The following is an 8,301-nucleotide window of genomic DNA, read 5'->3' as shown; positions in this document are numbered from 1 at the left end:
GCCATGAGGGGCACGGCCAATGAGCGCGCGCACCCTTGCCGTTTCAGGCTTTGCCGCAAGCGCGGTCTTCGTCGGCGCGCTGATTGCGCTGATGATGTCGCTCTATCTTTTGGAACCGCGCACCGGGCCTTTCGATACGCGATTTTCGCTGGTCGACGACCGTGGCAACGAAGTCGACCAGTCAATTTTCCGGGGGCATCCGGCGCTCGTCTATTTCGGCTATACCCATTGCCCCGAGGCCTGCCCGACGACGCTCTACGAGGTGGCCGATTGGCTGACCACGCTCGGCGATCAGGGCAGGGCGCTGAAGGCCTATTTCTTCTCGATCGATCCGGAGCGTGACACGCAGGACGTGATGCATGATTACGTCACCGCCTTCAGCAGCCGCATCACCGGCATTACCGGTGCGCCGGCGGAGATGAGGAAGGTTTCGAACGGCTGGTTCGTCCATGCAGAGAAACTGCCTGCCGAAGACGGCAATTATCACATGAGCCATACGGTTTCGCTGCTGCTGATTGGCGCCGACGGGCGGCTGAAGGGGTTGATCCCGTATGGCACGGATCGCGACGCGGCGCTGGCGAAGATCCGCAATGTGTTGCTGGGCGGAGGAGGGGCGTGAGATGGCGAGCGCTCCCTTTCTCTTATCGAGCTCTGCGGGCGATATCTGCAATGGAGGGGAATGGATGACGTTCATTCAAGAGCAAAATCCAGCAACAAACTTCGACACAGCCGGGAATAAATCCGCTCCCCGACTGTCTAATCTCGCAAGGGCCAGGCGCGCCATCGCCTGTCCCGACCAAACGAAAGGCATAGTCTGATGTCCCTGATGATCCGCATTCTCTCTGTCACCGCCCTCGCAAGCTTCGCTCTTGCCGGCCAGGCTTTCGCGCATGCGCATCTGAAAAGCTCCACTCCGGGCGACAAGGCTGCCGTTGCTTCTCCGAGTGAACTCGATCTCACCTTCACCGAGGAGCTGAACCTCAAGTTCAGCGGCCTCACCGTGACCGGCCCGGACAAGGGGCAGGTCAAGCTCGGCGAGGGCATGCTGGAGGATGGCGGCAAGGTGCTGATGGTGCCGGTGTCCGACAAGCTCGCGCCCGGCAGCTATACGGTCGACTGGCATGTGCTTTCCACCGACGGGCACAAGACAGAGGGCAACTTCACCTTTACCGTAAAGCCCTGATGACAGCTGATACGGCCAACATCGCCTGCCGTTTCGTCTTCGACGGCGCCGTTCTGTTTCTCTGGGGCAGTGCCGCCTATCTGTGGCTGCTCGTGCCCAAGGGCTTGAGCGCCCTCATCTGGGTACAGCTCCGGGCAGTGCGGGTCGCCGCGGTCATGCTTGCCGTGATCGCGACAGTGGTGGTGCTGCCGGTGCGTTGCGCCATGCTCGGCAATGGTTGGGCGGATGGGCTGGACAGGGATGTGATGATATCGGTGCTGACGGAGACATCCGTCGGCACCGCATGGGCGTGGCAAGCGGTGTTTGCCGCACTTCTCCTCGTGGTGACATTGCTGCCGTTACGGCAGAAGGTTGCCGCTACGGCTGTCGTCTCCGCGCTTCTTCTCTGCGGCCTGTCGCTGACCGGCCATGCGGCCATGAATGACGGGTGGCTGCGGGTGCTGCACCGGGCGAACGATATGGTGCATGTGCTTTCGGGCGGCGCCTGGGTCGGGGCGCTGATCCCCGTGGCGCTCGTGCTTTCCCGGCTTGGCGACGACGCGACGGGGCGGGATGCCCTGACAGCGCTGATCCGCTTCTCGACGGCGGGGCATGTCGCGGTGGCGCTGGTCATTCTCTCAGGTGTCGCCAACAGCCTGCTGATCATCGGCGGCTTGCCGTTCGACTGGAGCGTTGCCTATCAGCGGCTGCTCTCCCTGAAGATCGGGCTTGCCCTGCTGATGATGCTGATCGCCGTCTTCAACCGCTATGGGCTGGTGCCGCACATGGGGCGGTCGCATGCTGCCGGGAAAGCGCTGGCAGCGGGGACCAGCGCGGAGATCGTGCTTGCCATCGGCGTTGTCGCGCTCGTCGCCTGGTTCGGGACGCTGGAGCCGTTTCCGGGGTAGGGGCACCACAGGGAATCTCGAGGCGTCATAGGGCCGCAATGCGTCAGAAGGAGCCGATCGGATTCAAGCCCGATTTCCAGTGCCGCTCGCCATCTCAGAAACGCAATGCGTCGACGATGACCTTGAACGCGGGGGAGTTCTGCCGCCTGCTCGGGTAGTAGAGAAAATAGCCCGGAAACATCGGCGACCAGTCGTCAAGCACCTGAACCAGTCGTCCCGAAGCGATGTCGCTCTGCACCAGGTTCTCGGGCAGGTAGGCAATGCCATAGCCATTGGCAGCAGCATCGATCATTGCGTAGGAGGTGCTGAACGTGAACTGTCCATCGACGCGGACACGAAGCTCCTTCTCTTCCTTTTCAAATTCCCAGGCGTAGAGGCCGCCCGACCGGGACTGGCGATGATTGATGCAGTCATGCGCCACAAGCTCCTGAGGTGAGCGCGGAACGGACCGCTTGGCAAAATACTCTGGAGACCCTACCGCCACGAGACGCCAGTCCGGCCCGATCCGAACGGCGATCATGTCCTTGTCCACGCTCTCGCCCAGTCTCACCCCCGCATCGAACCGGTCTTCGACGATGTTGCGGAAGCCGTTGTCGCTGTTGAGTTCCACCTTGATGTCCGGATAGTCCTTCAGGATCGGGCACAGTTTCGGCCACACCACGGTTTCGAGCGCGTGATCGGACAAGGTGATCCTGATCGTGCCGGATGGCGTGTCCCGGATTTCCATCAGTTCGTCGATTTCGGTCTCGATCTCTTCGATACGTGGTGCGAGCGAGCGAATGAGCCTCTCGCCCGCTTCCGTCGGCGAAACGCTGCGTGTCGTGCGGGTGAGAAGACGCAGGCCCATGCGGGCTTCGAGCTGCTTGATCGTGTGACTGAGCGTCGACTGCGACGTGCCGAGACGCGCCGCGGCCTTCGTGAAGCTGCGCTCTTCGGCGACGGCCAGAAACCAGAGCATGTCGTTCAGGTCTTCTCTTTTCACGCACACCTCCGGAGAATTTATATCACGGTCCGATAAGTCCATCCTAATTGCAACGGCTAATAAGTGAAGTGGGCTCGCTATACATTGCCCTCATGACACAGCAAACGCTCGCACTTGATACCGATAGCGCCTCCGCCCTGATGGGCGAGAACTCCTCTGGCCCCGACGTCACAGGCGGAAATGCTCCCGCGACGGCAGCCTGGGGAGCGGTATTGTCCATGGCGCTTTGCGTTGCCGTCCTGATCGCATCCGAGTTCATGCCGGTCAGCCTGCTGTCGCCGATCGCGGCAGACCTCGGCGTGACCGAAGGCCATATGGGCCAGGTGATTTCGATCTCCGGTATTTTCGCTGTTGTCACCAGCCTGTTCGTCTCGTCGGTCACCCGCCGATTGGACCGCAGTCTGGTGGTGACGTCACTGACGTTTCTTCTGGTCATCTCCGGAACGATCGTCACCTTCGCTCCTGACTACCTGGTGCTGATGATCGGACGCGCCCTGCTCGGGGTTGCAATCGGTGGATTCTGGTCGATGTCGACAGCCATCGTCATGCGCCTCGTGCCCGAAGATGCGGTCCCAAAAGGTCTGGCCATGCTGAATGCCGGCAATGCCATTGCGGCCACGATTTCCGCACCGCTGGGCAGCCTTCTGGGTGCATATATCGGCTGGCGCGGGGCGTTCTTTGCCGTGGTGCCGCTCGCCCTGCTGGCACTCCTCTGGCAGTGGATCAGACTGCCGTCCCTCCCGCCGCGTCGGAAGGAAGGCTCTCCGAATGTCCTCCGGTTGCTTGCGCGTCCCGAGGTGGCAATTGGCATGGCCTCAATCACGCTGCTTTTCATGGGGCAGTTTGCGCTGTTCACCTATCTCCGCCCGTTCCTGGAAACGGTGACCCAGGTCTCGATATCGACCCTTTCCCTGCTGCTGCTCCTGATGGGCCTGGCGGGGATCGTCGGAACCTACTGCGTCAGCGCTTTGCTCCAGACGCGATTGTTCAGCATCCTCGGATCGATCCCGCTCGTGATGGCGGCGATCGCCCTGTTGTTGATCGCATTCGGTACATCGTCCGTCATGACGGCGGTTCTCCTGATTGCCTGGGGCTTTTTCGGCACCGCCGCTCCGGTCGGCTGGGGGACATGGCTGAGCCGGACCATGCCCGACGACGCGGAAGCCGGGGGCGGCCTGCAGGTTGCCACCATCCAGCTTGCGATCACGATGGGCGCTTCTCTGGGCGGCGTCCTGTTCGACGCAACGGGCTGGTGGACGACATTCGCCTTTGCCGCCGTGCTTCTGACCGGCTCGTCCGTCCTTGCCGCCGTGGCGTGGCGGTACGTCAGGAGCATGTGACGTGGTTGCGGATCTGGAAGCCCCCAGCCGCCGCACCGTTCTCGGATCGATGATTGCGACAGCGGTTTTCCCGCCATTGGCCCGAGGACAGCAAGGCAACGATCCAGCAAGCCAGGAGCCGACAAAGGTGAAGATCAGGATGATGTTCAACGGTCAGGCGATGACCGCGACCCTCTACGACAATGCGTCAGCCCGCGACTTCGCGTCCATGCTGCCGCTTGACCTTGATATTGAAGACTACTCGACCAACGAAAAGATCACCTACCTGCCACGCAAACTGACGCAGGCTGGAAGCGGTGCCTTCGGAAATGAGCGCCCAGGCGATCTCTGCTACTTCGCCCCATGGGGCAACCTGGCTCTGTTCCACAGCTTCTATCGATATTCGTCCGGCCTGATCCGTCTTGGCCGGTTCGACGACGGCATCGAACCTTTGCTCATGCGCGGCGAATTTCCGCTTCGCATCGAGAGCATCTGACGACGCCGTTGCGTGTCTGCATTCCCCTTGTCCTTCCCCACGGAGATACGACGATGAACGAGAAGAACGAATCCAAAGCGGCGCTCGACATATCCGGCACAGGCGTCGACCGCCGTCACCTCTTGAAAATGACCGGTGCCGGCATCGCGGCATTCGGTGCGATGTCCGTTCTCAACCTCACATTTGCAAAGGCTCAAGACATGTCCAATGGCGCAAACAACTTCTACACCAGCGATCGGGTGACGCTTCAGAAGGTCACCTTCAAGACGCAGTATCAGATGAACGTCGCGGGTAATCTCTACCTTCCGAAAGACCTCGACCGAAATGCAAAGACGCCGGCAATCATCGTCGGTCATCCGATGGGTGCCGTGAAGGAGCAGAGCGCCAACCTCTATGCCACGAAGATGGCCGAACAGGGCTTCGTCGCAATGTCGATCGACCTGCCGTTCTGGGGCGAAAGCGATGGCCAGTCGCGGAACCTGGTCTCCCCGGATGTATATTCGGAAGGTTTCAGCGCGGGCGTCGACTTCCTCGGCACCCAGTCCTTCGTCGACAGGGCGCGCATCGGCGCGATCGGGATTTGCGGCAGCGGCAGCTTCGTCATCAGCGCAGCCAAGATCGATCCGCGCATGAAAGCCATCGCGACAGTCAGCATGTATGACATGGGTTCCGCCAGCCGGGATGCGCTCAACCACTCGCTCACCGTCGAGCAACGGAAGGAAATCATCGCCGCAGCAGCAGAACAAAGATATGTGGAGTTTGAGGGCGGCGAAGCCGAGCTGATCGGCGGCACGGTTCACGAATTGACAGCCGACACCCATCCCATCCAGCGGGAATTCTATGATTTCTACCGCACGCCGAGAGGCGAATTCACCCCGACCGGTGCGACACGGCTCACGACCACGCATCCGACACTTACCAGCAATGTCAAGTTTATGAACTTCTATCCGTTCAACGACATCGAGACGATCTCACCCCGTCCGATGATGTTTATCACGGGCGATCAGGCTCACTCCAAGGAATTCAGCGAAGACGCGTACAAGCGTGCAGACGAGCCGAAAGAGCTCGTCTGGGTGAAGGGTGCCGGTCACGTCGATCTCTACGACCGCGTAGACCTCATCCCGTTCGACAAGCTGTCCAGCTTTTTCGATCAGCACCTCGCGGCGTGATCCAGCAGGTCTTTCTCGACGAGATGAGAGGGCCCGGACCTGATGTCCGGGCCCCGATCTCGCTTGAGGCCTTGTCTGCCTTTCGTCCATCCGCGCCACTCGATTTGGCCTACGCRCTGACAGGTTGCGTAGCGCCTGCCGTCCTTGTGCTCAGAAGAACGAGCGGCACCGCGATTGCATAGAGCACGATCACCGAGAGCCAGATGCCGCCCGGCCAGTTCTCTCGTACGACGAAATAGAAGGACGAGAAGGCGAGGGGTGCCACGATGGAGGCGAGGCTGACGACCGAGGCCAGAACGCCCTGCAGCTCTCCCTGGCGGGCAGGATCGACCTGGCGGGTGGCCAGCGCCTGAAAGGCTGGCGCGCCGATGCCGGAGAGGGCGAAGACCGGCATGATGGCGAAGATGATCCAGCCCTTTTCCGCAAAGGCCATGACTGTCAGCGCTACACAGGCGCAGGCAAGGCCTGTGACGGTGGACCAGCGTTCGCCGAGCAGGCGGGTTGCCGGGCCGGGCAGGAAGGCCTGCATCAGCGTCTGCCAGATGCCGAAGGCGCCGAGCGACAGGCCGATCCAGAAGCCGTTCCACCTGAAGGCATCGAAGCCCCAGAGCGCCCAGCAGGTGCCGTAGGATTCGCCGGCGGCACTCAGGAAGAAGAACACCAGCACGATGGGGAGAAGGCCCTTCATCGAGACGATGCGCAGCAACGGGCGAAACGGGTTGAGGGCGGTTAGGTCGAGTTTGCGGCCGGCCGGTGCGCGGGAGCCTGGTTTTCGGGACTCGGGCGTGCGGGATTCGGGGAGGATGAAAAGGGCGAGCAGCAGATTGCAGGCGTTGAGCGCGGCGGCGGCGATGAAGGGCAGGCGTAGCCAATAGTCGCCCAACAGACCGCCGAGAACCGGGCCGATGATAAAGCCGGCGCCGAACATGGCGCTGGTGAGGCCGAAGCGGCGGGCGCGCTGATCCTCGGGCGAGATATCGGTGATATAGGCCATCGCAACAGACATATTGGCGCTGGTGAGGCCGGGGATGGCGCGGCCGACGAGCAGCAGTGAGAGCGAAGGCGCAAAGGCCATGACGACATAATTGATTGCAGCACCCGCCAGCGAAATCAACAGAACGGGGCGCCGGCCGATCGCATCGCTGAGTGCGCCGAGCATGGGGGCGAACACGAACTGCATGAGCGCGTAGAGCGCGGTCATGATGCCGATCGTGGGGGCGACATTGTTGCTCTGGGTCACCTCCTCGATCAGGCGCGGGAGAATGGGGAAGATCAACCCTATGCCCACGGCATCGAGGCCGATGGCGGCGAAAATGACGATAAGAGGTTTGTTCATGGTGGAACTCATGGAATGGAAATGATGAGCTTGCCGGTGACCCGCCCGGYGGCGCTGACGGTCTGTGCTTGCGCCGTTCGCTCCAGCGGAAAGCTTTCGTCGATGTGCAGGCGGAACTGTCCCTTTGAATGGAGGCGGGCCACATCGGCCAGTACCCGTTCGGGATCTTTCGGCGGGCCGCGTGAGAATTTCGCGCCATATTCCTCGGCCGAGAAATCGGCGACGGAGAGGACGTGCGCGGCATCGCCCACGATGGAGATCAGTTCGGGGATGATGCCGGAACCGACGATATCCAATGCTGCGTCGATCCCTTCAGGCGCAAGCTGCCGGACGCGGTCTGCGAGATCAGGTCCGTAGGTCGTCGGGATGGCGCCCAGTTCACGCAGGTAATCATGTTTCTGCGGGCTTGCCGTGCCGATCACGGTGATGCCCCTGATGCGCGCAAGCTGGAGGACGGCCGAGCCGATGCCACCGGCGGCACCGCTGACGAGCAGCGTCTGGCCGGCTTTGACGCCAACTTCGTCGAGGCTGCGCCAGGCCGTCTCCGCGATGACGGGCAGGCCGCCGGCGATCTCGAAGGGCAGATCGTCAGGTTTGTGGACCCAATGGGTGAGGATGGCATGTTCTGCCATCGTGCCCCGGCCATAACCGAAGACGGCGTCGCCGACAAAGGTGCTGGAGACGCCGGGGCCGACCCCATCGACAATGCCGGAGGCCTCGACGCCGACGCCTGTGGGAAAACTCACCTCCTCAAAAGCGCGATATCGGCCTTCGCGGCGCTTCCAGTCCGACGGGTTGACGCCGGCGGCGCGCACCGCGATGCGCACCTCGCCGGGGCCGGGATGTGGCGGGCTAATCTCGACGATTTCGAGAACTTCGGGGCCGCCGTAGCGGCTGAACTGAACGGCTTTCATGGGTTCTCCGTGGCG

9 protein-coding genes are annotated in these 8,301 nt (G+C 61.9%); 6 read left to right on the top strand and 3 right to left on the bottom strand.

What is annotated here, in order from left to right:
- Nucleotides 1–19 precede the first annotated feature (19 nt).
- The 3 genes from AC1D35_RS11850 (at nucleotide 20) to copD (ending at nucleotide 2,070) form a co-directional block, all read left to right on the top strand.
- The gene (locus AC1D35_RS11850) at nucleotides 20–619 is read left to right on the top strand and encodes an SCO family protein (RefSeq protein ID WP_113311020.1); all 600 of its coding nucleotides are present in this window, start codon (nucleotides 20–22) and stop codon (nucleotides 617–619) included.
- 198 nt (nucleotides 620–817) lie between these two features.
- Nucleotides 818–1,183 (top strand): copper homeostasis periplasmic binding protein CopC, encoded by a 366-nt coding sequence (copC, locus tag AC1D35_RS11845; protein ID WP_113311018.1) that lies wholly within the window; start codon nucleotides 818–820, stop codon nucleotides 1,181–1,183.
- Nucleotides 1,183–2,070, top strand: coding sequence for a copper homeostasis membrane protein CopD (copD, locus tag AC1D35_RS11840; protein ID WP_113311017.1), 888 nt, complete (start codon nucleotides 1,183–1,185; stop codon nucleotides 2,068–2,070). The genes copC and copD overlap by 1 nt, the downstream gene beginning before the upstream one ends.
- A gap of 94 nt (nucleotides 2,071–2,164) precedes the next feature.
- Here the strand turns inward: copD and AC1D35_RS11835 are convergent, their stop codons facing one another.
- Nucleotides 2,165–3,052, bottom strand: coding sequence for a LysR family transcriptional regulator (locus AC1D35_RS11835; RefSeq protein ID WP_113311016.1), 888 nt, complete (start codon nucleotides 3,050–3,052; stop codon nucleotides 2,165–2,167).
- Between the two features lie 140 nt (nucleotides 3,053–3,192).
- Here AC1D35_RS11835 and AC1D35_RS11830 point away from each other — a divergent pair, with 140 nt between their 5' ends.
- From AC1D35_RS11830 to AC1D35_RS11820, 3 genes are read left to right on the top strand one after another with little or no spacing between them, the layout of a single operon-like run.
- Nucleotides 3,193–4,392: an MFS transporter gene (locus AC1D35_RS11830; RefSeq protein ID WP_477853237.1), complete on the top strand. Its 1,200-nt coding sequence runs from the start codon at nucleotides 3,193–3,195 to the stop codon at nucleotides 4,390–4,392.
- A gap of 49 nt (nucleotides 4,393–4,441) precedes the next feature.
- A complete protein-coding gene (locus AC1D35_RS11825; protein ID WP_113311165.1) occupies nucleotides 4,442–4,867 on the top strand; it encodes a cyclophilin-like fold protein in 426 nt (141 codons plus the stop codon).
- A gap of 53 nt (nucleotides 4,868–4,920) precedes the next feature.
- A complete protein-coding gene (locus AC1D35_RS11820) occupies nucleotides 4,921–6,036 on the top strand; it encodes an alpha/beta hydrolase (RefSeq protein ID WP_113311015.1) in 1,116 nt (371 codons plus the stop codon).
- A gap of 109 nt (nucleotides 6,037–6,145) precedes the next feature.
- Here the strand turns inward: AC1D35_RS11820 and AC1D35_RS11815 are convergent, their stop codons facing one another.
- Nucleotides 6,146–7,372 (bottom strand): TCR/Tet family MFS transporter, encoded by a 1,227-nt coding sequence (locus AC1D35_RS11815; RefSeq protein ID WP_477938622.1) that lies wholly within the window; start codon nucleotides 7,370–7,372, stop codon nucleotides 6,146–6,148.
- An 8-nt stretch (nucleotides 7,373–7,380) separates the two neighbouring features.
- Nucleotides 7,381–8,286, bottom strand: a complete 906-nt coding sequence (locus AC1D35_RS11810) for an NADP-dependent oxidoreductase (RefSeq protein ID WP_477938621.1) — start codon at nucleotides 8,284–8,286, stop codon at nucleotides 7,381–7,383.
- Nucleotides 8,287–8,301 lie beyond the last annotated feature (15 nt).

This window comes from Rhizobium sp. P1_E6 (assembly GCF_056405875.1).
This window is presented reverse-complemented; position numbering and strand designations above follow the sequence as displayed.

Excerpts from the sequence above, each read along its gene's own strand:
- AC1D35_RS11850 (WP_113311020.1), top strand. The coding sequence starts at position 20 with ATGAGCGCGCGCACCCTTGCCGTTTCAGGCTTTGCCGCAAGCGCGGTC.
- copC (WP_113311018.1), top strand. The coding sequence starts at position 818 with ATGTCCCTGATGATCCGCATTCTCTCTGTCACCGCCCTCGCAAGCTTC.
- copD (WP_113311017.1), top strand. The coding sequence starts at position 1,183 with ATGACAGCTGATACGGCCAACATCGCCTGCCGTTTCGTCTTCGACGGC.
- AC1D35_RS11830 (WP_477853237.1), top strand. The coding sequence starts at position 3,193 with ATGGGCGAGAACTCCTCTGGCCCCGACGTCACAGGCGGAAATGCTCCC.
- AC1D35_RS11825 (WP_113311165.1), top strand. The coding sequence starts at position 4,442 with ATGATTGCGACAGCGGTTTTCCCGCCATTGGCCCGAGGACAGCAAGGC.
- AC1D35_RS11820 (WP_113311015.1), top strand. The coding sequence starts at position 4,921 with ATGAACGAGAAGAACGAATCCAAAGCGGCGCTCGACATATCCGGCACA.